Origin of the sequence: Mesorhizobium sp. M7A.F.Ca.MR.148.00.0.0 (assembly GCF_003997735.1) — a bacterium.
Taxonomy (GTDB): domain Bacteria; phylum Pseudomonadota; class Alphaproteobacteria; order Rhizobiales; family Rhizobiaceae; genus Mesorhizobium.
Window position 1 is genome coordinate 2,523 of the sequence record NZ_RZTB01000080.1, and the last position, 23,678, is coordinate 26,200.

At 63.7% G+C, this 23,678-nt stretch carries 25 protein-coding genes and 1 pseudogene; 20 read left to right on the forward strand and 6 right to left on the reverse strand.

Translation table 11 applies throughout. The features are described from left to right. From EOB49_RS37930 to EOB49_RS23745, 3 genes are all read left to right on the forward strand, one after another. Window positions 1-497: polyprenyl synthetase family protein (locus EOB49_RS37930; RefSeq protein ID WP_245472810.1), on the forward strand; the 497-nt coding region annotated here is incomplete at its 5' end. Between the two features lie 161 nt (window positions 498-658). Then, window positions 659-1,465, forward strand: a complete 807-nt coding sequence (locus tag EOB49_RS23740) for a class I SAM-dependent methyltransferase (RefSeq protein WP_127382397.1) — start codon at window positions 659-661, stop codon at window positions 1,463-1,465. Window positions 1,466-1,579: 114 nt separating this feature from the next. After that, entirely contained in the window at window positions 1,580-3,919 is a 2,340-nt protein-coding gene (locus tag EOB49_RS23745; protein ID WP_127382398.1) for a response regulator, read from the forward strand. 19 nt (window positions 3,920-3,938) lie between these two features. On the opposite strand, the gene EOB49_RS23750 is transcribed toward EOB49_RS23745, so the two are convergent. The 4 genes and pseudogenes from EOB49_RS23750 to EOB49_RS23765 form a co-directional block, all read right to left on the reverse strand. Continuing rightward, entirely contained in the window at window positions 3,939-4,706 is a 768-nt protein-coding gene (locus EOB49_RS23750) for a Stf0 family sulfotransferase (protein WP_127382399.1), read from the reverse strand. Window positions 4,707-4,841: 135 nt separating this feature from the next. Further along, window positions 4,842-5,696: a lytic transglycosylase domain-containing protein gene (locus EOB49_RS23755; protein ID WP_127319382.1), complete on the reverse strand. Its 855-nt coding sequence runs from the start codon at window positions 5,694-5,696 to the stop codon at window positions 4,842-4,844. 5 nt (window positions 5,697-5,701) lie between these two features. Beyond that, window positions 5,702-6,956, reverse strand: a pseudogene (gene ispG / locus EOB49_RS23760) (flavodoxin-dependent (E)-4-hydroxy-3-methylbut-2-enyl-diphosphate synthase). Window positions 6,957-7,290: 334 nt separating this feature from the next. Then, on the reverse strand, window positions 7,291-7,470 hold the full coding sequence (locus EOB49_RS23765) for a YdcH family protein (protein WP_013529217.1): 180 nt from the start codon (window positions 7,468-7,470) through the stop codon (window positions 7,291-7,293). A 239-nt stretch (window positions 7,471-7,709) separates the two neighbouring features. Here EOB49_RS23765 and EOB49_RS23770 point away from each other — a divergent pair, with 239 nt between their 5' ends. Continuing rightward, window positions 7,710-7,913 (forward strand): DUF465 domain-containing protein, encoded by a 204-nt coding sequence (locus tag EOB49_RS23770; RefSeq protein ID WP_013529216.1) that lies wholly within the window; start codon window positions 7,710-7,712, stop codon window positions 7,911-7,913. 21 nt (window positions 7,914-7,934) lie between these two features. On the opposite strand, the gene EOB49_RS23775 is transcribed toward EOB49_RS23770, so the two are convergent. Next, complete coding sequence (locus EOB49_RS23775) at window positions 7,935-8,723, reverse strand: IclR family transcriptional regulator (RefSeq protein ID WP_127382400.1); 789 nt, start codon at window positions 8,721-8,723, stop codon at window positions 7,935-7,937. 127 nt (window positions 8,724-8,850) lie between these two features. Here EOB49_RS23775 and EOB49_RS23780 point away from each other — a divergent pair, with 127 nt between their 5' ends. From EOB49_RS23780 to EOB49_RS23850, 14 genes are all read left to right on the forward strand, one after another. Then, complete coding sequence (locus EOB49_RS23780; protein WP_127267516.1) at window positions 8,851-9,732, forward strand: transporter substrate-binding domain-containing protein; 882 nt, start codon at window positions 8,851-8,853, stop codon at window positions 9,730-9,732. A 171-nt stretch (window positions 9,733-9,903) separates the two neighbouring features. Further along, window positions 9,904-10,569 (forward strand): amino acid ABC transporter permease, encoded by a 666-nt coding sequence (locus EOB49_RS23790; RefSeq protein ID WP_127382402.1) that lies wholly within the window; start codon window positions 9,904-9,906, stop codon window positions 10,567-10,569. Between the two features lies 1 nt (window position 10,570). After that, window positions 10,571-11,221 (forward strand): amino acid ABC transporter permease, encoded by a 651-nt coding sequence (locus tag EOB49_RS23795; protein WP_127382403.1) that lies wholly within the window; start codon window positions 10,571-10,573, stop codon window positions 11,219-11,221. 2 nt (window positions 11,222-11,223) lie between these two features. Then, window positions 11,224-12,018: an amino acid ABC transporter ATP-binding protein gene (locus tag EOB49_RS23800; protein ID WP_127272345.1), complete on the forward strand. Its 795-nt coding sequence runs from the start codon at window positions 11,224-11,226 to the stop codon at window positions 12,016-12,018. 38 nt (window positions 12,019-12,056) lie between these two features. Beyond that, window positions 12,057-12,518 carry a RidA family protein gene (locus EOB49_RS23805; RefSeq protein WP_127382404.1) on the forward strand — a complete coding sequence of 154 codons (462 nt, stop codon included), beginning with the start codon at window positions 12,057-12,059 and terminating at the stop codon, window positions 12,516-12,518. Between the two features lie 25 nt (window positions 12,519-12,543). Next, entirely contained in the window at window positions 12,544-13,749 is a 1,206-nt protein-coding gene (locus EOB49_RS23810) for an aminotransferase class V-fold PLP-dependent enzyme (protein WP_127382405.1), read from the forward strand. Between the two features lie 221 nt (window positions 13,750-13,970). Then, window positions 13,971-14,960 carry a TIM barrel protein gene (locus tag EOB49_RS23815; RefSeq protein WP_127382406.1) on the forward strand — a complete coding sequence of 330 codons (990 nt, stop codon included), beginning with the start codon at window positions 13,971-13,973 and terminating at the stop codon, window positions 14,958-14,960. Between the two features lie 42 nt (window positions 14,961-15,002). Next, a complete protein-coding gene (locus EOB49_RS23820; protein ID WP_127382407.1) occupies window positions 15,003-16,055 on the forward strand; it encodes a substrate-binding domain-containing protein in 1,053 nt (350 codons plus the stop codon). A 68-nt stretch (window positions 16,056-16,123) separates the two neighbouring features. After that, entirely contained in the window at window positions 16,124-17,623 is a 1,500-nt protein-coding gene (locus EOB49_RS23825; protein WP_127382408.1) for a sugar ABC transporter ATP-binding protein, read from the forward strand. 23 nt (window positions 17,624-17,646) lie between these two features. Further along, window positions 17,647-18,615, forward strand: coding sequence for an ABC transporter permease (locus EOB49_RS23830; RefSeq protein WP_127382409.1), 969 nt, complete (start codon window positions 17,647-17,649; stop codon window positions 18,613-18,615). Then, the gene (locus tag EOB49_RS23835) at window positions 18,612-19,487 is read left to right on the forward strand and encodes a MurR/RpiR family transcriptional regulator (RefSeq protein ID WP_013529211.1); all 876 of its coding nucleotides are present in this window, start codon (window positions 18,612-18,614) and stop codon (window positions 19,485-19,487) included. Before EOB49_RS23830 ends, EOB49_RS23835 begins: the two co-directional genes overlap by 4 nt. Then, window positions 19,484-20,377, forward strand: a complete 894-nt coding sequence (locus EOB49_RS23840) for a ribokinase (RefSeq protein ID WP_127382410.1) — start codon at window positions 19,484-19,486, stop codon at window positions 20,375-20,377. Before EOB49_RS23835 ends, EOB49_RS23840 begins: the two co-directional genes overlap by 4 nt. Before the next feature lie 102 nt (window positions 20,378-20,479). Further along, window positions 20,480-20,977: a 5-(carboxyamino)imidazole ribonucleotide mutase gene (gene purE / locus EOB49_RS23845; protein ID WP_063169171.1), complete on the forward strand. Its 498-nt coding sequence runs from the start codon at window positions 20,480-20,482 to the stop codon at window positions 20,975-20,977. Beyond that, window positions 20,974-22,053, forward strand: a complete 1,080-nt coding sequence (locus tag EOB49_RS23850) for a 5-(carboxyamino)imidazole ribonucleotide synthase (RefSeq protein ID WP_127382411.1) — start codon at window positions 20,974-20,976, stop codon at window positions 22,051-22,053. Before purE ends, EOB49_RS23850 begins: the two co-directional genes overlap by 4 nt. A gap of 6 nt (window positions 22,054-22,059) precedes the next feature. On the opposite strand, the gene EOB49_RS23855 is transcribed toward EOB49_RS23850, so the two are convergent. After that, on the reverse strand, window positions 22,060-22,482 hold the full coding sequence (locus EOB49_RS23855; RefSeq protein WP_127382412.1) for a lysozyme inhibitor LprI family protein: 423 nt from the start codon (window positions 22,480-22,482) through the stop codon (window positions 22,060-22,062). Window positions 22,483-22,724: 242 nt separating this feature from the next. On the opposite strand from EOB49_RS23855, the gene ykgO reads away from it, so the two are divergent. Together ykgO and EOB49_RS23865 are read left to right on the forward strand one after the other, a co-directional pair. Beyond that, a complete protein-coding gene (gene ykgO, locus EOB49_RS23860) occupies window positions 22,725-22,850 on the forward strand; it encodes a type B 50S ribosomal protein L36 (protein ID WP_006327841.1) in 126 nt (41 codons plus the stop codon). Between the two features lie 112 nt (window positions 22,851-22,962). After that, entirely contained in the window at window positions 22,963-23,568 is a 606-nt protein-coding gene (locus tag EOB49_RS23865) for a hypothetical protein (RefSeq protein ID WP_127382413.1), read from the forward strand. Window positions 23,569-23,678 lie beyond the last annotated feature (110 nt).

Here is a 23,678-nt window from a genome sequence, read left to right on the forward strand (position 1 = left end):
CCGCCCTGCCCGCGGAGCGGCGGGCGGCCCTGGTGCTGGCGCTGGCCCGCGCCGCCGGACCCGGCGGCATGGTCGGCGGCCAGAAGCTCGACCTCGAAGCCGAACAGACGCCGCCGGACGAGGCCGGCATCATCCGGCTGCAGGCGATGAAGACTGGCGCTCTGATCCGTTTCGCCTGCGAGGCAGGTGCCCTCATCGCCGGCGCCCCGGCCGATGACCGCGAGCGGCTGGCCGAATTCGGCTCGGCGATCGGTCTTGCCTTCCAGCTTGCCGACGACCTGCTCGATTTGACCGCCGATGCCAGCCAGATGGGCAAGGCAACCGGCAAGGACGCCGCCGCCGGCAAGGCGACGCTGGTGGCCTTGCATGGTGCGAATTGGGCTCGCAGCCAGTTGCACGGCCTCGTCGAGCAGGCGCATGCACTGCTTGATCCTTATGGCGACGACGCCCAGTTGCTGAAAGAAGCGGCAACGTTCGTGGCGACCCGCACCAGTTGAGGTTGGCGCCAGCCGAGATATCGAGCTGACTAAAGTTCGCTCATCCTCCGCCGGCCAATTCAGAAATAGAACTTGAGCGGAAGCCTGCCGAGGCAGAGGATCGACATCGCTTTGCCATCCGCACGGCACGCACGCGGTGCGGGTAGAGTTGGAGGGGTGCCATGTCGACCACCGACAAGCTGTTCAGCGGTTCCATTGCCGAGGTCTACGACCGGGCGATGGTGCCGCTGATCTTCGAGCCATATGCACGGGATCTGGCAGAGCGGGTGTCGAAGCTCGGGCCGCAATCGGTGCTCGAAGTGGCGGCGGGCACCGGTGTGGTGACACGTGCGATGGCAGCAAAGTTGCCGGCGCAAGCCCGCATCGTGGTCACCGACCTCAACCAGCCCATGCTCGACCACGCACGCACGCGGATGGCGGACGATCCTCGCATCACCTGGCGGCAGGCCGATGCCCAGGCTCTGCCCTTCGAGGACGCAGAGTTCGACGCCGTGGTTTGCCAGTTTGGCGCGATGTTCTTCCCCGATCGGGTGGGCGCCTACGGCCAAGCGCGGCGGGTGATGCGGCCGGACGGACATTTCCTGTTCAACGTCTGGAGTGCCATCGAAGACAACCAGTTCGCCGAGGAAGTGACGCGGGCGCTCGGCCATTTTTTCCCGGCCGATCCGCCGCGCTTCATGGCGAGGACGCCGCATGGCTATCACGATGCGGGCGTCATCCGCGCCCACCTTCATGCCGCCGGCTTCCGCGACATCACCATGGAGCCGCTGGATGCCGTCAGCGCCGCTTCGTCGCCATATGAGGCGGCCACGGCCTATTGCCAGGGCACACCCCTGCGGGCTGAGATCGAGGCGCGCGGCGGCTCGCTGGAGGAGGCGACGCGATACGTGGCGAATGCCCTTGGGAAACGGTTCGGGGAAGGTCCGGTGAGTGGCCGCATCCGCGCCCTCGTCGTGGAAGCGGCCTAGGCGTGCTGTCCATCCGGCGGTTCGCATGGCCTGCCTGCCCGCACGAACGAAATTTTAATGTAAATGAAGCGTAATCCCGGCCATTAAAATGGTGCGTATGTGTTGGGGTTGCGCATGCCTGAATATTCGTCCTTCATCCGGTCGGTCCGGATCCGCTATATTTCAGGGTTGCTGATCTTCGCGCTGGCTTCCGCCGGTATCGTGATTGCGCTTGACCGCGTCAATTCCTTTCGCCGCGACATCGATGCGCTGAGCAGCAATCTCGTCATCTTCACCCGCGACCTGCGCAACGCGACCAGCTTCGCCGAGACGACCGGCACCGCCTGGCGGGCGGAGACACGCGATGCCCTGACCACATCGGCGCGCGGCCATTCGGAGCGCCTGACCGGCGAGATCGAGACGCTGACCGCCCAGCTTGCGGCGATCAAGCCACGGCTGTCGATCAAGACCGTCAACGAACTCCAGTCCGCTTCCGTCAACGGCGATCTGTTCTGGTCGCCGCGCGACATGGTGCGCAATTTCAACCTGATGTCGATGGCGCAAAAGGTCGACGAGTGGAGCTATCGCGAAATCCGCAACCAGAACGACCTGTTCGCCCAGCCGATGCTGGTCCGCGTCCGTACCGCCATGGATGATGAGCGCCACCTGGCCGATGCCTCAAGCGACAGGCTGCTGCTGTGGGCGAGCGGCATCCTGTTCGCGGCGCTTGCCATCGTCGCCTTCTGGATCTTCCGCCCGATGGAAGTGGCAATCCGCCGCGCCTTTGCCGAATCCGCCGAATCCCTGTTCAAGGCCGAGGCCGCCGACCGCGCCAAATCCGAATTCCTGGCCAATATGAGCCACGAAATACGCACGCCGATGAACGGTGTGCTCGGCATGGCCGAACTGCTGGCCAAGACCGATCTGACCCCGCGCCAGAAGACCTTCACCGACGTCATCGTCAAATCCGGCAACGCGCTGCTCACCATCATCAACGACATCCTCGATTTCTCCAAGATCAATGCCGGGCAACTCACTCTCGACCCTGCTCCCTTCCGCCTTTCCGAGGCGGTCGAGGATGTGGCGACGCTGGTCTCGGCGCGCGTCGCCGAAAAGAACCTCGAACTGATCGTGCGTGTCGACCCGCGCCTGCCGGCCCATGTCGTCGGCGACGCCGGCCGGTTCCGGCAGATCATCACCAACCTGCTCGGCAATGCCGTGAAGTTCACCGAGAAGGGTCATGTGCTGATCGATGTCGGCGGCGAAATCGTCAACGACGTGGTCCAGCTCAAGGTCCGCGTCGAAGACACCGGCATCGGCATACCGGCCGAGAAACTGCAGAACGTGTTCGAGAAATTCGCGCAAGTGGACGGCTCGTCCACCCGCCGCCATGAGGGCACGGGGCTGGGCTTGGCCATCGCCGCCCGCCTCGTCGACCTGATGGCAGGCAAGATCGGCGTCGAAAGCGAGATCGGCCGTGGCTCCGTGTTCTGGTTCGCTGTGCCGCTGCCCGCGCATCAGGCCGCGGCGCGCGACGAGATCGTGCCGGTCGACGTCACCGGCGCGCGCGTGCTGGTCATCGACGACAATCCGGTCAACCGCGAAATCCTGCTCGAGCAGCTCAGAAGCTGGAGCTTCGACTGTGCCGCCGCCGAAAGCGGCGCCGTCGGCCTGGCCTTCCTCGACCGTGCCTTTCAGTTGGGCGCCGCTGTCGACTGCATCATCCTCGACTACCAGATGCCGGGCATGAACGGCGCCGACGTCGCCAGAGCCATTGCTTCCGACAGCCGCCTGTCGGCCATCCCGATCGTTATCCTGACCTCGGTCGACCAGGTCGATTTCGGCAAGATGATCATCGACTTCGGCATTGCCGCGCATCTGACCAAACCGGCGCGCTCCGCGGTGCTGCTCGGCACCGTCATCTCGGTGATTCAGAAGGCCCGTTCGCAGGTCGGCAGGGCGCGGTTCGTCCGCGAACCGATCGTGCAGGCTCCCCTGGCAGCGCCGCCCGCCTTCACCGTCATCCGCGGCCCGGCAATGCCGGTCACGGCAGCGCCGGAATTGACAACCGCGCCGAACGGACCGATCGACATCCTCATTGCCGAGGACAATGACGTGAACCAGCTGGTCTTCGGCCAGATCCTCAATGGGTTGGGCTTGAGCTACCGCATCGCCGGCAATGGCCGCACGGCGGTCGAAATGTACCGGGCGCTGCGCCCCAAGCTGATCCTGATGGACGTTTCGATGCCCGAAATGAACGGCTACGAGGCGACCCGCGCCATCCGGGCGATGGAGGTCTCGACGGGCGCCCACATCCCGATCATCGGCGTCACCGCGCACGCGCTGAAAGGCGATCGCGACAAGTGCATCGATTCAGGCATGGACGACTATCTGCCGAAGCCCGTTTCGCCCGACCGCCTGGGCACCAAGATCGGCACCTGGCTCAGCGAGACAGTCGTGGCCAAGACCGCCTGACTGCATCCATGAGGATGCGTCAGACGGCGGCAGCCTCCAGACGATAGCGGCGCATCCAGTCGAGGCTTGTCGCGTCAGCAAGCTTTGCAACGCCGGGGCTTACATCCTCCTCGTCAGGTGCTGGGACTCCCAGGGCTTCGCAGATGCCTAGCAACGTCGCAGCCGGATTGCTCGAAAGGCGCTCGTAGCCAACCCGAAGCGGGGTTATGCCTTGCTCAGCGAACCAAATGTTCCATGCCGCATCATAGGTCTCGAGTTCCGTGACCTCTCGTTTGATCCGCTCGAAATCATATTGGGGCTCTTTCGGCGGTGCGACCCTTTCGATCTCGGTGCCGTCGGGAGCCATATGCCAAAGACCGGTCTGCTCCGCCTTGATCAGGGAGACAGCCTGCGCGAGCTTGTTCTCCCGCGAGAGGTGTATGTAGAGGACGCGGCCAAAGGCCTTTTCAAGACGCGCTCTGTCCGACGGCAGTTTCGGGAAAATCCGGTCGAGGATCGTCGAAAGCTCATCCAGATTTTCGCGCATCAAGCGAAGGCCGAAGAGGCCGGTCCCACCCTTGCCCGCAGCGATCGCCGCGTTGAAATAGGCGACATTGAAGTCGAGCTCACTCATCGTGTCGCGATCGGGCAGCTTCCACTCTTCAGCCCACTCCAGCACATCCTGCCGCCGATAGAATGAGTGCGGATCGCCAGTCGTCTTCGTGGATGCCAGAAGCTTGCACAGCAGCGTGCTACCGGTCCTCGGCGTGCCGCAGATGATGTATCCATCGAACATGTTGAGACCCATGCTGCTCGTCAAAGACAGGGCCGCCGCCCAGTAAGGATGGCGGCCGCTATAGCTGAAATCTTTGCTGGATGCGACGTCACGGCTATCGCTTTTAAATGCCTCTCTCGGACAAACACCATGCCAGCAGCGGCCAATTTACCGGTTGCGCACCACCACGCACGCCCCACCGACACTTTGTAATTTCTGGCAAATAACGTTGGCATCGGCGCGGCGGTCGACACCGATCCTGACCGCGTAGATGCCGCGCCGGCCGATCGGCGTGCGCACCCGGCTGACCACCGGATCATGCCCGTTGAGCAGGGCCGGGAACCGGCTCCTTACCCTGAGCCACTGGGTGATCGCGGCACTGCGGCGAAAATTGCCGGCCACCTGGATGCCCCATGGCTTTATGTTGATCGAAGCCATGGCCACCGTCCGCGACATGATCACCGGCAGTTTTCGGCAAGCGACGGCAAAATCCGTCTTTGCGTCGAGCGGCTCGACCCTTCCGGCATAGGCCCGGTCCGTGAACTTGTCGGCTGGTTCCCCCATGATGTCTAAGACATAGCTTTCGGTCTCCATCGGCAGGAACCCCCCGGAGCTGAGCCAGCGCGACACCCGGCTCTCGCCGGCATTGTAGGCGGCGGCGGCCAGGCCAAGATTGCCGTAGCCGGTTTTCATTTCGGCGAGATATCTAGCCGAAGCCGGAATCGCCTGGTTGATGTCGAAGGAATTGGCAAGCCCGCGCATCTTGGCGGTGCCCGGCATGAACTGGGCAATGCCTTCGGCACCGACCGGACTGACGGCGTTGGGATCGAAACGGCTTTCCTTCCAGATCAGCCGAGCGAAGAAATCCCTGGACAGGCCGTTCTGGTCGGCATGCGCCTGGATCAGATTGCAGACTTTGTCGATCAGCCGCTGTTTGGCGGATTGCGGCGGATCGGCCTGCACAAGGGTCGACCAGGTCAGCCCGTACAGCAGGATCAGCGCTGCCCAAAGGAAACGCTGCATCGGTTCTACTCGGCCGCGGCCTTGCCGCGACCGAACCGTTGCTCGATATAGTCGGCGACCATTTTCTCGAAATCCGCGGCGATCGACGGCCCGCGCAGCGTCGCCGCCTTTTTGCCGTCGACGAAGACAGGCGCCGTCGGCATTTCGCCCGTGCCGGGCAGCGAAATGCCGATATCGGCATGCTTGGACTCGCCAGGGCCGTTGACGATGCAACCCATCACCGCGACCTTGAGGTTCTCGACGCCGGGGTATTTGTCGCGCCACACGGGCATGTTCTTCCTGAGATCGGCCTGGATGTTCTGGGCGAGTTCCTGGAACACGGTGGAAGTGGTGCGGCCGCAGCCGGGGCAAGCGGCAACAATCGGCACGAACTGCCTGAACCCCATGGTTTGCAGCAATTCCTGCGACACCTGCACCTCGCGCGTGCGGTCGCCGTTCGGCTCCGGTGTCAGCGAGATGCGGATGGTGTCGCCGATGCCTTGCTGGAGCAGAATGCCCATGGCGGCCGACGAAGCGACGATGCCCTTCGAGCCCATGCCGGCTTCGGTCAGGCCGAGATGCAGCGCGTGGTTGGTTGGAGCGGGTGGCGAGTTCGGTATAGACGGCGATCAGGTCCTGCACGCCGCTGACCTTGGCCGACAGGATGATTTTTTCGCGGCCAAGGCCGATCTCTTCCGCCATCTCGGCCGACAGGATCGCCGACTGCACGATCGCCTCGCGCATCACCTCCTGCGCGGTCAGCGGAAAACCCTTGTCCTGGTTGTCGTCCATCAGCCGGGTCAAAAGCTCCTGGTCGAGCGAGCCCCAGTTGACACCGATGCGCACCGGCTTGTCATGCCTGATCGCCATCTCGACGATATCGGCGAACTGGCGGTCCTTCTTGTCCTTGAAGCCGACATTGCCCGGATTGATGCGGTATTTGGCCAGCGCCTCGGCGCAGGCCGGATGATCGGCCAAAAGCTTGTGGCCGATATAGTGGAAATCGCCGACCAGCGGCACGTTGATACCAAGCCGCTGAAGCCGCTCATGAATGCGCGGCACGGCGGCGGCACTCTCGTCGCGATCGACAGTGATGCGCACGATTTCCGAGCCGGCCCGGTGCAGTGCTGCGACCTGCGCAACCGTCTGGTCGATATCGGCCGTGTCGGTGTTGGTCATCGATTGGACGACAACGGGCGCGCCGCCGCCGACGACCACGCCGCCGACATCGACGCCGACCGACGTGCGGCGGGGGAAAGGAGAGGAAAAATATCCGGTCATGCCGGCAGCCTTTTGTCTCTGGAGCATCTTGTGTCCTGCATGGACGCACAACGACGCCCCGGGCCGATGCGCTGAGGTCCGGGCATGAGGTGGAGGAGCAAAGATGGCTTGTCAATGGCGACAGGTCGCCACTGGCCGGAATCGCCCGCCGCCGGCGACCAGAAACAACCGATGATCTGGCGAAACGGGCGACGGCCGAAGCGGAGATTGAGCCGGGTGCAAGTCCAGCTTCGGCTGACAGACCGGTGCTGGAAAATCAAAACCCTCCAAGCCGGCGGCGGGGCGCCGCCGGGAAAAGAGGCCGCGGATATTGGGCGGCTATGTCAGGAGGGCATCAATGCGTGGTCGGTTTGCCTCTTAGTTTTTCAATCTCGTCCTTGAGTGCCAGCTTGCGTCGCTTGAGATTCACGATTTCGAGGTCGTCGACCGATGGATGATTCATCGCGTCATCGATTTCACGTTCGATGTCGCCGTGTTTCCGCTGCAACTCATCAAGATGGGATGCAAGAGACATGATTGGTTCTCCCTTTCATGGTTTTCCTCGATTGCAACCGTCACGGCGCGTCCACCGCAGGTTCGCTTCTGTGACGGCACAATGACACTGTGCCACCATCCGGCCGCGATGTCGAATGATCCGTGGTAGCATTCCACGACACCTTGAAATGTGATATGGGCTGCACGCCGGTGACAAAACACCCGGTCCCGCCCAATCAGGCCCAGTTTTGGGCGCCGCAGACGTGCAGACGGTAGAGAATGTCCGATCAGGAACAGGCCGATATTCGCCTAGAATTTTCCCGCCTGAAGCAGGAACACGCCGATTTCGATGCGGCCATCAACGCGATGATCGCCATGGCCTGCGATCCGCTGCAGATCCAGCGCATGAAGAAGAAGAAGCTGTTCCTGAAGGACCGGCTGATGGCGCTGGAAGACAAGATCATTCCCGACATCATTGCGTGAGGTGGCGTTCGCTCGCTCGCGCTACCCGGCGATCGAAAGCTTCGCGGCACGATCACGCAGCAGGCCGATAAGTTCGCCGGTCCGCCCCTCGGATGTATCGATGGGGACCACCAGGCACATCGTCGCCTCGACCTTGCCCGGCGCTGAAAACACCGGCGCGGCAAGGCACTTGGTATAGGCATCGACAAGGCCCGAGGTGACGCAATAGCCGGTGATCCGCGCTTTTGCGATGTCGGCGACGAAATCGTCGAGCCGCAGTTTGCGCCCGTCGGGCAGCACGAGATCGTCGTCCGACACCATGCCTTCGATCTCAGCCTTCTCCAGCCCCGCCAGAAGCAGCCGCCCCGAGGCCGTCCAGGGCAGCGGTATCTGCAAGCCGGTGGCGGAACTGATGCGGAACGGCCTAGTGCCGGGACTCGCATGGACGATCGTATAGCGGCCGCTCTGCAGCATGCACAGTTCGGAAGTCTCGCCGGTCTCGCGCGACAGATTGTCGACCTCCTGGCGCCCCCGCCTCAACAGGTCGTTGCCCCGCACATAGTCCATTCCGTAGAGATAGAGCTTCTTGCCGAAATAGACGCGATTGCCGTCGCCCTCCATTTCCAGCAGTCCCGCATCGACCAGCGACCGCACCAGCGTATAGGTCGTCGAACGGGGCGCGTTCACGCCCTTGGCAAGGTCGCCAATGCCGATCGCGCGCTGGGTCGTGTGAAGAAACTCCAGAATCTCCAGCACCCGGTTGAGCCCCTTTTCACGGGAGCCCGAAATCTTCTCGCCGGCTGAAAGTGCCGAGGCATTGCCATCTTGCATTGTTGATTCCCGGTGTTAGTATCTGTCCTGTACAGGATACACACGTCTCTTGTAAGAGACAATCGCTTCGACGTCACTGACGCGTGTATTGCCTGTGCAAGGGGAACACAAACGAAAGGAGGTCGCCGTGAACGACACATCCGGAAGACGTGATTTTCTGAAATTGGGAATGGCGGGACTGGCCACGGCCGGCGTCGTGGGTGCGGCGGTAGCCGTCGATGCCCAGAAGGCCGCTGCTCAGGCAGCACCCGACAGCCTGCTGCGCACCGTGCTCGATCGCGGCAAGCTGATCGTCGGCACCGGCAGCACCAACGCGCCGTGGCACTTCGAGAACGATGCCGGCGAACTCGTCGGCATGGACATCACCATGGGGCGCATTCTTGCCAAGGGCCTTTTCGACGATCCGACCAAGGTCGAGTTCGTGATGCAGGATCCGGCACAGCGCATCCCCAACGTCACCACCAACAAGGTCGACATCACCATTCAGTTCATGACGATGAGCGCCCAGCGCTCGCAGCTGGTCAATTTTTCCCGGCCTTACTATGTCGAGGGCGTCGCCCTGCTGAGCCTTCCGACCGCCGAGAACAAGACCTTCGACAAGCTGCTTGCCGGCGGCTCGGCGACACGCGTCTCCATCCTGCAGAATGTCGATGCCGAGGCGCAGGTGCATTCAGTGCTGCCCGAGTGCCAGGTTATGCAGATCGATACCCAGGCCAACGTGCTGCAGGCACTGGAATCGAAACGCGTCGACGCCGCTGCCGTCGATCTGTCCACGGTGCGCTGGCTCGCCTCGCGCAATCCGGACAGATATTTCGACGCCGGCAAGAGCTGGCTGAGCATGCTTTATGGCGCGGCACTCCGGCAAGGCGACCTTGACTGGCTGACCTTCGTCAACGCGACCTTCACCATCGCCATGTTCGGCCACGAAAACGCACTCTACGATGCCGCCTTCAAGGACTATTTCGGACAGGAGCCGCCGGCGCGCCATCCCGGCTTCCCGGCCATCTGATCTGCATCGGGCGGGAGGGCTTATCCAGCGCCCTTCCGCCTCCCTAGAGCAATTCCAGGAAAAGTGTGAAACGGTTTTCCGTCCGGAATTGCGTCAAAACAAAGAGTTAGAGCGGGTCGCCGTTTCGTGAAACGGTGAACCGCTCTAAGCCTGCGGCACTGAGGCGGACGCATGGGCTATGCCCTCAATTTCAACCTGATCTGGCGGCACTTCGACAAGCTGTGGGGCGGACTGCTGCTCAGTCTCGAACTCGCCGTCATATCGATCGCCATCGGCATCGTCATCGGCCTGGTCCTGGCAGTCTGGTACGTGTCCGCTGGACGCACCGTGCGCACCATCATCGCCGCCTACGTCGAATTCATCCGCAACGTGCCGCTGATCCTGCTCGTCTACCTCGTCTTCTACGGCCTGCCGACAGTGGTCGACATCGCCTACAGCGCGCCGACCTCGTTCGTCGCCACGCTGTCGCTCTATAGCGGCGCCTATCTGGTCGAGGTGTTTCGCTCCGGGCTCGAAGCCGTTCCGCGCGGACAGCTGGACGCCGGCAAGGCAATCGGCCTGACACCCTGGCAAAGGCTGCTCAACGTGCGCCTGCCGACCATGCTGCGCATCACCTTGCCGGCATTGTCCAACACCTTCATATCGCTGTTCAAGGACACCTCCGTCGCCTCGGTCATTTCGGTGCCCGAGCTGACCTATGGCGCCCAGTGGATCAACTTCAACACCTTCCGCATCGTCGAGGTCTATCTCGTGGTCACGGCGATGTATCTGGTGACCGGCTACATCTTGCTTTTTGCGCTTCGGCTTGTCGAGCGCCGGTTCAGGGCGGCGCGCTGATATGCTCACCCAGATCGCCTATGCCTTGCCTTTCCTCGCCCAGGGCTTTGCCCTGACACTGTGGGTATCCCTGCTGGTCGTGGTGTTTTCGCTGATTGCCGGCGTGATCATGGGCGTCGGTCTGGTCTATGGCCCGGTGCCGTTGCAATGGGCCGTGCGCATCTTCAGCGACACCATTCGCGGCATACCGATCCTGGTGCTCATCTTCTTTGTCTATTACGGACTGCCGGCCGTCGGGCTTCATCTGCCGTCGTTCTGGGCCGCCGTGCTGGCGCTGACCCTGTTCAAGACAGCCCAGGTCGTCGAATATTTCAGAGGTGCTGTCGGCTCCATTCCGAAAGGGCAGTCCGAGGCGGCGATGGCGATCGGACTCACCTTTCGACAGCGGCTCGCCTACGTCGTTTTCCCACAGGCGTTCAGGCGCTTCCTGCCGCCCTGGATCAACGGCGTCACCGATGCGGTCAAGGGCAGCGCGCTGGTATCGCTGCTCGGCATCACCGACCTGATGCAAGCCATCAACCAGGTCATCGGCCGCACCTATGAGGCCATGCCGCTCTATATTCTCGGCGCGCTCATCTACTTCGCGGTCAACTATGCCCTTTCGCTCGCCAGCCGGCGGCTCGAGCGGCGTTTCTCCTTCATCCGGGAATAGCAATGTCCACAAGTCCGAAAAACACGCCGGCCCTTCTCGACGTCCAGGACGTTTCCAAAGCCTTTGGGACCGTCCAGGTCCTGCGTTCGGTTAGCCTGCAGGTGGCGAAGGGGGAGGTGGTGACGGTCATCGGCCCCTCCGGCAGCGGCAAAACCACGCTGCTGCGTTGCGTCAACTTTCTCGAAAGCTATGACAGTGGTTCGATCCGCATCGACGGCAAGGAGGTCGGCTTTCGCGAAGCCGGAACCCGCCAGCGTCGCAGCGAACGCGATCTCGCGGCGATGCGCGCCGAGACCGGCATGGTGTTCCAGAGCTTCAACCTCTTTCCGCACCTGACAGCCGCCGGCAACATCATGCTTGGCCTCACCAAGGTGCGCGGCAAGAGCAACGCCGAAGCGCGCACCATCGCCGAACACTGGCTCGGCCGGGTCGGCCTCGCCCACAAGGCCGACAGCCTGCCCGCCGAACTGTCCGGCGGCCAGCAGCAGCGCGTCGGCATTGCCCGCGCCGTGGCCATGGGGCCGAAGATCCTGCTTCTCGACGAGATAACCTCCGCGCTCGACCCGGAACTGGTCGGCGAGGTGCTCGAGGTCGTTCGCAGCCTGGCCGAGGACGGCATGACGATGGTGATGGTCACGCACGAAATGGCGTTTGCCCGCGATGCCTCGAGCCGCATCATCTTCATGGCCGATGGCGGCGTCAGCGCGGCGGGTCCACCCGCCGAAATCCTGGCGGCCGACACCGACAATGAGCGCCTGCGCACCTTCCTGGCACGCTTCCGCGCCTCGCATTTCTAGAACGGGACAGCGAACGCTGTCGCAAGGAGCCTTCTTTCATGACGCCTTATATCCGGCTCGCCGCGTTGGGCCTGACGCTGCCCGAGCCGCCGACACCGATCGCCAACTTCGTCACCCATGCCGAAAGCGGCCGGCTGATCTTCCTGTCCGGCCAGGGTCCGCTGCGCACCGACGGCACGCTGTTTACCGGCAAGGTGGGGGAGGATGTCACCGTCGAGCAGGCCTATGGCCATGCCCGCCTCACCGGCCTCAATCTGCTTGCCGTCATGCACGCAGCCACTGGCGACCTTGGCCGGATCGTGCGCGTCGTCAAGCTGCTCGGCTTCGTCAACGCCATACCGACCTTCAGCGACCACCCGAAAGTGGTCAATGGCTGTTCCGACCTGTTTGCCGATGTGTTCGACAATATCGGCGGCCATGCCCGCTCGGCGATCGGCGTCGGCTCCTTGCCTGGAAACATCACCGTTGAAATCGAGGCGGTTGTCGAGATCGCCGCCTGACCTTTAGAAGAATGGAATCCGAGAGATGAGAACCACTTCCACCGACGGCTCCAACACCACCATCCGCGAACGGCTCGGCCTTCGCCCGATCATCAATGTCTCCGGCACGATGACCGCGCTCGGCGCGTCGATCATTGTCCCCGAAGCGATCAGTGCCATGGCGGAAATGGCCTCGCAATGGGTGGAAATGGATGACCTGCAACGTGCCGCAAGCACGATCGTCGCGCGCCTGACCGGCGGCGAGGCCGGTTTCATCACTGCCTGCTGCGCCAGCGGCATCACCATGGCGATCGCCGGTGCTATGACGGGGACCAATCTGCTCGCCATCGAGCGGCTGCCTGATAACACGGAAGGCCTCAAGTCGGAGGTCATCGTCCAGCTCGGGCACATCGTCAACTATGGTGCGCCGATCGACCAGTCGGTCCGGCTGGCGGGCGCCAGGGTCGTGCCGGCCGGCACGGTCAGCGTGACGCAGGACTATCATGTGCGCGACGCGATCAACGACCGCACGGCGGCGGGCCTCTACGTCGTTGCGCACCACACCGTGCAGTATGGCATGCTGTCGCTGGAGGAATTCTGCGAGATCTGCCACGCCAGGGGCGTCCCTGTGATCGTGGATGCGGCTTCAGAGTATGATCTGCGCGGCTTCCTCGCGCGCGGCGCCGACATTGTCATCTACAGCGGCCACAAATTCCTGAGTGGGCCGACCAGCGGCATCGTCACCGGGCGCAAGGATCTGGTTCGCACCGCCTATCTCCAGAACCGCGGCGTCGCCCGCGCCATGAAGGTCGGCAAGGAGAGCATCGCCGGCACCATGGCCGCACTGGAAGCCTGGGAAAAGCGCGACCATGTCGGCATCCGCCGCCGCGAAGACGCCGCGCTCAACCTGTGGAAGGAGACGTTGCAGGGGCTGCCGGGCATTGTCGCGCAGATCATTCCCGATCCGACCGCCAACCCTCTCGATCGGCTTCAGATTTTTGTACTGCCCGAAAGCCGGTTCACGGCGGCCGGCCTCACCTCGGCACTGGCGGCGGGCTCGCCACCGATCATCGTGCGCAACCATGAGGTGGAGCGCGGCCATTTCTTCCTCGATCCCTGCAACCTCCATCCCGGCGAGGCTGAGATCGTCGCCGAACGGTTGCGCGCTATATTGACCGCCAAGGACCGCCCGGCCGATGCGATGAAACTCGCCCGCAAGGATTCGTCCGGCGTCTTACGCTGGCCAGATTGAACACCCGGCGAATCGCTACCTGAAATGCGCCGGCCGTAACCAGCACGCGCCATCATGCGCCTATTGGCCTGACGGGCTCTCCAGGGCACCGGCCGGGAAACTGCCGGCTCCCTTTGCGCGCCTTGGCGGGTCCAGCTTGGTGGCCGCTTCGTAGCCTCTCAAACCAATAACTTTACAAATACCTTTCTTTATGTGAAGTCATGAGGATTGAAGGATCGATCATGACAGCCACTCGTTTCGCCACGCGCCTGAATTCCTTTGCCTCGCGACCGCAGGCCGAGTGGCCCGATCTTACCGGCAAGCCGTCGCTGCTGCAGATGGCGGCGCGCGCCGCCAAGGTCGAGGGGCTCACCGATCTTGATCTCAACTTTCCTGACCACGTCGGTGAAAAGCCCTCGGAAATCGCCTTGGAACTCGGCGATCTTGGGCTCTCCATCAATGGCTTTGCCATGCGCTACTACTCCAACCCCGCCTTCAAGCTCGGCGCCTTCACCAATCCGGATCCGGCGGTGCGCCGCGAGGCCATCGACCTGACCAAGGCCGGCATCGATGCCGTGCGTGAGGCCGGCGCCAGCCTGATGACGCTGTGGCTCGGCCAGGATGGCTTCGACTACGCCTTCCAAGCCGACTATTCGACGCTTTGGCAACACGAAATTGATGGGATTCGTGAAGTCGCGGCACATGATCCCGACTGTCAGATCAGCCTTGAATACAAACCGAACGAACCCCGCTCCTACAGCCTTATGCCGGATGCGGCGACGACCTTGCTGGCGATCCGCGATGTCGGCCTGCCCAATCTCGGCGTCACGCTCGATTTCGCTCATGTGCTCTACGCCGACGAACAGCCGGCCTTTGCCGCGGCCCTGGTGGCGCGTCACAGCAAGCTGCTCGGCGTGCACCTGAACGACGGCTACGCCAAGCGCGACGACGGCCTGATGGTCGGCGCGGTGCACACGCTGCAGACCATCGAGCTGCTCAGGCAGATTCGCCGCGACGGTTACGCCGGCGCCATCTATTTCGACACGTTCCCTGACATGACCGGGCTCGATCCGGTGCGCGAGTGCGAAGTCAACATCGCCACCGTCAAGCGCATGCTGCGCGTCGTCGACCGGCTGGAGCAGGACAATCGCCTGTCCGCCGCCATGGACAGCCAGGATGCCGTTACGTCGCAGGCCATCATCCAGGAAATCATGCTCGGGCCGGATAGCTGAGGCATCCGCGCCATCGCCGTTTTTCAACCAGGGAGGAATACAATGAAACTTCTGCTTGCCACCGCTACCGCCGCACTGATGGCGCTCTCGATCGGCTCTGCCTTTTCCGCCGACCTCGCGCCGCTCAATTCCGACACGGAAAAGGACCGCATCGACTGGTCGCAGGTCGAGGCCAAGTTCGGCGCGTTCCCCAAGCTGCCCGAAGGCACCAAGGCAGGCGCGGTCTCCAAGACGCTGACCAATGAATACTGGCGCTCGCTGGGCGAGGGCTACACGGCATTCGGCGCCAAGGTCGGCGTTCCCGTCGTCTATCAGGCAGCGCAGAGCGAGGGCGACCAACTCGGCCAGCTCACCATCGCCGAAGGCCTGGTGACGCAGGGCTACAACGTGCTGCTCGTCTCGCCGCAGACGGATGCCAATCTGCAGCCGATCATGGAGCAGGCCAAGGCCGCCAACGTGCCGGTGGTCAATGTCAATGACGCCGTCATCCCGCAGGCGGAGCATTATGTCGGCAATGTCCAACGCGACAATGGCGTGCGCGTCGCCAAATGGTTCATCAAGAATCGTCCGAATGGCGGCAAGGTCGCCATCGTCGAAGGCCAGGCTGGCGTCTATGCCGCCGTGCAGCGCACCGATGGCTTCAAGTCGACCATTATCGAGGGAGGCAAGTTCGAGGTTGTCGCCAGCGTTCCCGGCAACTGGGACCGCCAGACCTCCTATGACGCGGCCACCAACATCCTGCAGCAGCACCCCGACCTGATCGGCTTCTATGCCAACAATGACGGCATGGCGCTCGGCATCGTCGAGGCTGTCAAGGCCGCCGGCCTGCAGGACAAGGTTGCGGTCTTCGGCACCGACGGCATTTCCGATGCCTATGCCTCCATACGGGCCGGCGAACTGACCGGCACGGTCGACAGTTTCCCGGTTCTGACCGGCGAAGTGGCGTTGGAAACAGCTCTGCGTCTCGTCGCGGGACAGAAGCTGCCGCGCGTCGTCGCCACGCCCCAGGCGCTGATCACCAAGGACAATGCCGACCGCTATTCCGGCGCCGACGCGCGCAAGGCGCTGCTCGAGGACGCGGCTGCGGGCCAGTAAGGCCAACCAACAGTGCCGGTCAGGGCAAGTCGCTTCTGTCCGGCACCATGGCCCGGAGATAGAACCCGATGTCACCCAGGCTGCAATTCAAGGGCATTTCCAAGCTGTTTCCGGCCGTACGGGCGCTCCACGAGGTGTCACTCTCGGTGGGGGCCGGTGAAATCCACGGCCTGCTCGGCGAAAACGGCGCCGGCAAGTCGACGCTGCTGCGCATCCTGTCTGGCGTCTACAGGCCGACAGCGGGAAGCGTCCTCATTGACGGCAAGCCGGTTACACTCGCCAACCCGGTTGCCGCGCGCGCTGCGGGCGTCGCCATGATCCATCAGGAATTGCAGCAGGTGCCGCGCCTCAGCGTCGCCCAGAACATGTTCCTCGGCCATCCGCTGACGCGCGGCGGCATCTTCGTCGCCAGCAGAGAGCAGGAGCGCCGCGCCGCCGAGGCTCTTGCAGCCATCGACCCTTCCATCGATCCAGCCGCCCCGCTCGGCACCCTGAAGGTGGCGCAGCGGCAGATTGTCGAGATTGCCAGGGCATTGCTCGATCGCGCCCGCATCGTCGCCATGGACGAGCCGACATCGAGCCTGACGCCGAGCGAATTCGAACGGCTCGCGCAAGTCATTACAGGTTTGGCGCGCGATGGCGTCGCCGTCGTCTATGTCTCGCACAAGCTGGATGAGGTGTTCGGCATCTGCCGGCGCGCCACCATCATGCGCGACGGCGTCGTCGTCGATTCCGTCGATCTGAAAGACCTGTCGGAGAAAGCGGTCGTGGCGATGATGGTCGGCCGCGAACTGGCGCAGGAACACCATAATTCCCATGCCACGAACAAGGTCATGCTGAGCGCGCGTGGCCTCTCCTCGGCGACGAAGGTGCGCAACGTGTCGTTCGATCTGCATCGCGGCGAGGTGCTGGGGATTGCCGGCCTGGTCGGTTCCGGCCGAACTGAACTTTTGCGGCTCCTGGCCGGCGCCGATCGCGCCACGGCCGGCACCATTGCAATCGACGGCAAGGCGGCGCGCTTCGCCGGCCCGCGCGATGCGATTGCCGCCGGCATCGGCCTGGTGCCGGAGGAGCGCAAGCGCGAAGGCATCGTGCCGCTGCGCTCGATCACCAGCAACATGGCGCTGGCCTCGATGAACGTATTCGCGCCGCGCGGCGTCATCGATCACACCAGGCTGAAACAGGTGGCCGTCGACAGGATGAGCCGCGTCAATCTGCGCCCGTTCCTGCTCGACCGGCCGATCCGCCTGTTCAGCGGCGGCAACCAGCAGAAGGCGATCATCGGCCGCTGGCTGGCCGCGGGAACCCGCATCCTCTTGTTCGACGAACCGACGCGCGGCATCGATGTCGGCGCCAAGGCGGAGATCTATCATCTGATCGAGGAACTCGCCGCCGAGGGCCATGCCGTGATCGTCGTCTCCTCCGAGCTTCCCGAAGTGATCCGGCTTGCCGACCGCGTGCTGGTCATGCGCGACGGCACGATCGCGGCCGAACTCCACAGAGACGATATCAGCGAACAGGCGATCGCGGCGCACGCCATCCCGCAAACGCAAACGCCGTCCGCGTAACAGGCAAGGCAGAGGTGACGGATATGTCGGATACCACTCTGGTGCGGCCACGCGCCGAATTCCTGCGCGGCGTTTCCATGCGCGACGCCGGCACGCTGATCGGCCTTGTCGTGATCCTGGCCGTATTCGGCGCGCTGGTGCCCGGCTTCTTCGCCGAGCGCAACCTGATCAACATCCTGCAGCAGTCGAGCATCAATGCCTGTCTCGCACTCGGCATGACGCTGGTCATCATCTCCGGCGGCATCGACCTGTCGGTCGGGCCGACGGCGGCACTCTCGGCCGTCATCTCGGCCTCTATGATGGTCGCCGGCGTGCCGTTTCCGCTGGCCATCGCCGCCGGCTTCGCCATTGGTCTTGCCTGCGGCCTCGTCAACGGCGTGCTCGTCGCCTATGTCGGGCTGCAGCCCTTCATCGTCACGTTGGGAACGCTCAGCACCTATCGGGCGCTGGCGCTGATCTACACCGGGGGCAATCCGGTGCTCGGCCTTCCGCCAAGCTTTCGCGCCATCTTCAACGGATCGCTGTTTGGACTGCCTCTGGCGGTCATCATCGTCGCCTGCGTGGCTGTCGTCGCCTGGGTCGTTTTGAAGAAGACGCCCTTCGGCGAATATCTGCTTGCCGTCGGCGGCAACGAGGAGGCGGCCTACATCGCCGGCGTGCCGATTGCCCGCACCAAGATCGCCGCCTACATGATCTCGGGCCTGCTGGCGGCGCTTGCCGCGCAGATCCTGATCGGCCGGCTCGGCGCCGCCGAGCCCATCCTCGGCAATCTCTGGGAACTCGACGCTATCGCGGCTGCCGCCATCGGCGGCGCCTCGCTGATGGGCGGCAAGGGCAGCATCGTCGGCACCATCCTGGGCGCCGTCATCCTCGGCGCCATGCGCAACGGTTTGACGCTGATGAACGTCCAGTCCTTCTATCAGCTTCTGGCAACTGGTCTTATAATCCTCGCCGCGATGCTTATCGATCGCGTGACGAGGGGGCGTGGATGACCTTGAGCGGGCTGGACCTGAAAGCGGTAGGACCGCGCATCCGCATGATGATGCCGCATCTCACTCCGTTGGAGGCGAAGGTGGTGGAAACCGTCTTCGGCCGGCGCGGCTTCGACGAGAGCATTCCGCTGAAACAGATCGCCGAAGAGTCCGGCGTGTCCGAGGCGATGGTGGTCAAGATCGCCAAGAAGCTGGGCTTTTCCGGCTATCGCGACTTCCGCACCGCCGTCTATGAATATAGTCGCCTGCCGACCGCCGAGATGCACCAGGAACTGTCATCCGACGACAGTTCGGCCGAGATCGTGCAAAAAGTCTTTCGCACCTCCATCCAGGCGCTGGAGGAGACGCTGGCGATCCTCGACATCGAGGATTTCGACCGCGCCGCCGAGCTGCTCTTCCGTGCCAAGAACCGGGATTTTTATGGCGTCGGCGGCTCGGCGCAGATCGCCCGCGATGTCTCGCACAAGTTTCTGCGCATCGGCATCCGCGCATCCGTCTATGACGATTCGCATATGATGCTGATGTCGGCCTCGCTGCTCGGCGGCGACGACATCGCCGTCGGCTTCTCGCATTCGGGCAACACGTCGGCCGTCATCGACGCCATCCAGCTGGCCCGCAAGAACGGTGCCCGCACGCTGGCCATCACCAACTACGACAACTCGCCGCTGGCTGCGGTCGCCGACATCGTGCTGTGCTCGACCGCGCAAGGCTCGCCGCTGATGGGCGAGAACGCAGCGGCGCGCATTGCCCAGCTCAACATCCTCGACGCGCTGTTCGTGGCGGTGGCCCAGCGCGACTACCAGGCGGCGGAGCGCAACCTCGGCCGCACCATGTCGGCGGTGACATCGAAACGAAAAGACCGGGGCTCATGACGACATCGCCGCTGGTCACCGTGTTCGGCAGCTTGCACTACGACATCATGGTCGACGCGCCCGACCGCCCGCGCAAGGGCGAGACGGTGACCGGCCATGCCTGGCACCCGAAATGCGGCGGCAAGGGCGGCAACCAGGCTGTCTCGGCGGCGCGGGCCGGCGTGCGCGCGGCGATGATCGGCGCCGTCGGCGACGATGATTTCGGGCGGGCGTTGCTGGCCAATCTCAATCGCGCAGTGGTCGACCACCGCTTCGTGCGGGTGGCCGCTGGCGCCGGCTCCGGCATGAGCGTGGCGATCTTCGACGCGGGCGGCGACTATGGCGCGGTGATCGTCTCAGGCAGCAATCTGACACTGGGCCATGCCGACATTGCCTCTGCTTCCGATGTGATGGTCCAAACGGCAGTGCTTTTGTTGCAGAACGAAGTGCCGGAAGCCGGCAACATTGCCGCCGCACGCGCCGTCAAAGCACGGGGCGGCCGCGTCGTGCTCAACGCGGCCCCCGCGCGCGAACTCTCCGACGAGTTGATCGCGCTGGTCGACATATTGGTGGTCAACGCCATCGAGGCTGAATTCCTGGCTGGCACAGCAGTGTTCGAGACGCTGGACGGGGCCGCGCAAGCCGCACGGCTGCTGGCCGATCTTTATCCGGTGGCGATTGTCACGGCGGGCGGCGAGGGCGTCGCCTGCTGCAACCAGACCGGTGAGGCCTTTGCTCTGTCCGCCATCCCCGTCAAGGTCGCCAGCACGCATGGCGCCGGCGATGAATTCGTTGGCGCGCTGGCCGCGGGACTTGCCCGTGGGCAGACCATGCGGGCGGCCATCACCGCCGCCAACGCGGCTTCGGCCTTGCTGGTCTCGACGCCAGAGGCCGAGCGCGACGGCATCTGATCGGCTGGTTTCCGTCTTGCCAGACCGCAGCAGCGGCCGCCTATCCTTGCGGCCCCGCGCGAATTCCGCTAAGGCGCGCCTTTGTCGCCGGGGAACACGGACTTGGACGATCAACGCGCCGACGTCGCCATCATCATGGGCAGCCAGTCCGACTGGGCGACGATGCGCCATGCCGCCGAAACGCTGGAAGCACTCGGCATCCCGCACAAGCGGCTGATCATCTCCGCGCATCGCACCCCGGACCGGCTCTATGATTTCGCCAAGGGCGCCAAGGCAGCCGGTTATCAGGTGATCATCGCCGGCGCCGGCGGTGCGGCGCACCTGCCCGGCATGACGGCGGCGATGACGCCGCTGCCGGTGTTTGGTGTGCCGGTGGAATCGAAAGCGCTTTCCGGGCAGGATTCGCTGCTGTCCATTGTCCAGATGCCGGCCGGCATTCCCGTGGGCACGCTGGCCATCGGCAAGGCCGGCGCTGCCAACGCAGCCCTTCTGGCCGCTGCCGTGCTGGCCCTGAACGATGACAGCCTTGCCGTCCGTCTGGACGCCTGGCGCGCCGCGCAGACCGCCAAGGTCGCGGCAGAACCGACGGATACGCCGTGAGCCTGCCCGCCGGATCGACCATCGGCATCATTGGCGGCGGCCAGCTCGGCCGCATGCTGGCTGTTGCTGCCGCCCGCCTCGGCTACCGCACCGTGGTGCTGGAGCCGCAAGCGGATTGCCCGGCCGCACAGGTCGCCAACCGGCAGATAACAGCCGCCTATGACGACCCGGCCGCCCTTGCCGAACTGGCAGGCTCGAGTTCCGTCGTCACCTACGAGTTCGAGAACGTCCCGGTCGCGGCGACCAGCGCGCTGGCGGCCAAGGTTCCGGTCTATCCGCCGGCGCGTGCGCTGGAAGTGGCGCAGGACCGGGTGGACGAAAAAACATTCCTCAACGGCATCGGCATTACCACCGCCGATTTCCACGCCGTCGACAATGATGACCAACTGATGACGGCGCTCAAGGCGTTCGACGGCAGCGGCATCCTGAAGACGCGCCGCATGGGCTATGACGGCAAGGGCCAGCGCGTCTTCCGCAACATGGAAGCCGGCGGCTTTGCCGGCACCTGCGAGGCGATGGGCAATGTGCCGCTGATCCTGGAGGCCTTCGTGCCGTTCGAGCGCGAGATATCGGTGATCGCCGCGCGTGGGCTGGACGGTGCGGTTGTCGCCTACGATCCAGCCGAGAATATCCATCGCAACGGCATTCTCCACACATCGACCTTGCCGGCCGCCATTATGCCGGAGACGGCGGAAGCGGCCCGAACGGCCGCATCGAAGATCCTGTCGGCGCTGAACTATGTCGGCGTCATCGGCGTCGAGTTCTTCGTGCTGGCGGACGGCTCGCTGCTGGCCAACGAGATCGCGCCGCGCGTGCACAATTCCGGCCATTGGACGGAAGCCGCCTGTATCGTCTCGCAGTTCGAGCAGCATATCCGCGCCATCGCCGGCCTGCCGCTCGGCGCCCCGGACCGCCATTCCGACTGTGTGATGGAGAACCTGATCGGCGACGATGTGCTGCGCGTCCCTGAGCTTCTCGCCGAGCCCGATCTGATGCTGCATCTCTACGGCAAGGCCGAAGCGCGGCCCGGCCGCAAGATGGGACATTTCACTCGGATCAGCCGTCGCGCCTCATAGGGTTGCCTACTGCAAATCGTCGCTCTCGTCCTCGCCTGGATTGGCGCAACTCACATCACCTTCCTCGCAATTGCCCGCGGCAGCGAGCTGCTTGACGCGATCATTGGTCAATCTGGTCAGGCATTGCGAGACTTCCATCGAATGGATCGATCCGCCTTCGCTGGCGGCAGTGGAATGCGCGCACTCGGCATCGTGAAAAGTGATCCAGGCGCGTTGCGCCACCTGCAGCAATCTCTTGCCGCCGGCATCATCCGAGCTGGTGAGCTCCTGATAGGCCTTGTTGAGCTTGGCGTCGGCCGCCTGATAGTCTTCGCCGGCACAGATGTTCATCATCTGCTGGCTATCGTCGCTGCGGTCGCATTCCTGCGCGCGAGCAACCGAAGCTGCCGCCAGCAGGACAAGGCAGGCGGACAGGAACATTCGGCGCATGGTTCTCTCCAAATCACTTCACGGCGACCGCATCATCCCAGCCGGCCCCAGGGCCGCGCAATGCCGCAAGGCCGACATGGCGGATAATTGATGACAGGGACGATTCACAGCCGCTATGGAGCACGCTTGCGGTTGACAGGGACAAGGCTCCTCGTTTATGAGCCTCCCACAGTTCAAAGGCGCGTCTTCTGGCGCGCCTTAAAATTTCGACCCGGACCGGGTCCACACCGACAGGCAAGACCATGAAGATCAAGAATTCGCTCAAGGCGCTGAAGGCGCGTCACCGCGACAACCAGCTGGTTCGCCGCAAGGGCCGCGTCTACATCATCAACAAGACCGCCCCGCGCTACAAGGCACGCCAGGGCTGAGTTTTCGGGCAGGAGGCTGCTGCCTCCGCCCATTTGATGCTTGTTGCCGCCTGCCGGCATTTTCACGCCAAATTCAGTTTGACGTTCCGTCGCCCGGGGCTAGAGTCCGGCGATGCGGATTCTTTTTGCATTTTTGACATCTCTGCTTGTTTCCGGCGTCATTTATGGCCCGGCATGGGCGGATGATGCCGTCGCGCCGCCGGCCACTCAGGACGCGCGGCCCGCCGCAACGACGAAACAAGCCCGCCTCGACCAGCTGTTCAGCGATCTGAAACGCGAGCGCAACGAAAAGGCGGCCGAGCGCATCGCCGGCAACATCTGGAGCGAGTGGTCGCAATCCGGCAGCGCCTCGATCGACCTGATGATGCAGTGGTCGCAGAAAGCCGTCGAGGGCCAGAAGTTCGACGCAGCGCTCGATTTCCTCGACCAGGTGGTGACTTTGCAGCCGACTTATGCCGAAGGCTGGAACCGGCGTGCCACCGTCCATTTCATGATGAAGAACTACGGCAAGTCGATGTCCGACATCGACCATACGCTGCAGCTCGAGCCGCGCCATTTCGGTGCGCTGTCCGGCCTGGCGCAGATCATGGCGCTGACCGGCCACAAGCAATCGGCGCTCGAGGCCTGGCAGAAGGTGCTGGCCATCTATCCGATGATGCGCAGCGCCCAGGACCAGGTCGGCACGATTTCGGAGGAGCTTGCCGGTGAAGGTATTTGAGGGAATAGGCAGTAGGGATTAGGCAGTAGGTCCAGACCGCTCTGCGGAACACACATGCCTACTGCCTACTGCCTACTGCCTACTGCCTACTGCCTACTGCCTACTGCCTA

Coding starts and splice junctions, on each gene's coding strand:
- EOB49_RS23795 (WP_127382403.1), top strand. CDS start 10,571: ATGCTCACCCAGATCGCCTATGCCTTGCCTTTCCTCGCCCAGGGCTTT.
- EOB49_RS23765 (WP_013529217.1), bottom strand. CDS start 7,470: ATGTCTCTTGCATCCCATCTTGATGAGTTGCAGCGGAAACACGGCGAC.
- EOB49_RS23805 (WP_127382404.1), top strand. CDS start 12,057: ATGACGCCTTATATCCGGCTCGCCGCGTTGGGCCTGACGCTGCCCGAG.
- EOB49_RS23810 (WP_127382405.1), top strand. CDS start 12,544: ATGAGAACCACTTCCACCGACGGCTCCAACACCACCATCCGCGAACGG.
- EOB49_RS23745 (WP_127382398.1), top strand. CDS start 1,580: ATGCCTGAATATTCGTCCTTCATCCGGTCGGTCCGGATCCGCTATATT.
- EOB49_RS23830 (WP_127382409.1), top strand. CDS start 17,647: ATGTCGGATACCACTCTGGTGCGGCCACGCGCCGAATTCCTGCGCGGC.
- EOB49_RS23825 (WP_127382408.1), top strand. CDS start 16,124: ATGTCACCCAGGCTGCAATTCAAGGGCATTTCCAAGCTGTTTCCGGCC.
- EOB49_RS23815 (WP_127382406.1), top strand. CDS start 13,971: ATGACAGCCACTCGTTTCGCCACGCGCCTGAATTCCTTTGCCTCGCGA.
- EOB49_RS23770 (WP_013529216.1), top strand. CDS start 7,710: ATGTCCGATCAGGAACAGGCCGATATTCGCCTAGAATTTTCCCGCCTG.
- EOB49_RS23740 (WP_127382397.1), top strand. CDS start 659: ATGTCGACCACCGACAAGCTGTTCAGCGGTTCCATTGCCGAGGTCTAC.
- EOB49_RS23865 (WP_127382413.1), top strand. CDS start 22,963: ATGCGGATTCTTTTTGCATTTTTGACATCTCTGCTTGTTTCCGGCGTC.
- EOB49_RS23775 (WP_127382400.1), bottom strand. CDS start 8,723: ATGCAAGATGGCAATGCCTCGGCACTTTCAGCCGGCGAGAAGATTTCG.
- EOB49_RS23835 (WP_013529211.1), top strand. CDS start 18,612: ATGACCTTGAGCGGGCTGGACCTGAAAGCGGTAGGACCGCGCATCCGC.
- EOB49_RS23755 (WP_127319382.1), bottom strand. CDS start 5,696: ATGCAGCGTTTCCTTTGGGCAGCGCTGATCCTGCTGTACGGGCTGACC.
- EOB49_RS23855 (WP_127382412.1), bottom strand. CDS start 22,482: ATGCGCCGAATGTTCCTGTCCGCCTGCCTTGTCCTGCTGGCGGCAGCT.
- EOB49_RS23840 (WP_127382410.1), top strand. CDS start 19,484: ATGACGACATCGCCGCTGGTCACCGTGTTCGGCAGCTTGCACTACGAC.
- EOB49_RS23790 (WP_127382402.1), top strand. CDS start 9,904: ATGGGCTATGCCCTCAATTTCAACCTGATCTGGCGGCACTTCGACAAG.
- ykgO (WP_006327841.1), top strand. CDS start 22,725: ATGAAGATCAAGAATTCGCTCAAGGCGCTGAAGGCGCGTCACCGCGAC.
- EOB49_RS23800 (WP_127272345.1), top strand. CDS start 11,224: ATGTCCACAAGTCCGAAAAACACGCCGGCCCTTCTCGACGTCCAGGAC.
- EOB49_RS23750 (WP_127382399.1), bottom strand. CDS start 4,706: ATGGGTCTCAACATGTTCGATGGATACATCATCTGCGGCACGCCGAGG.
- EOB49_RS23820 (WP_127382407.1), top strand. CDS start 15,003: ATGAAACTTCTGCTTGCCACCGCTACCGCCGCACTGATGGCGCTCTCG.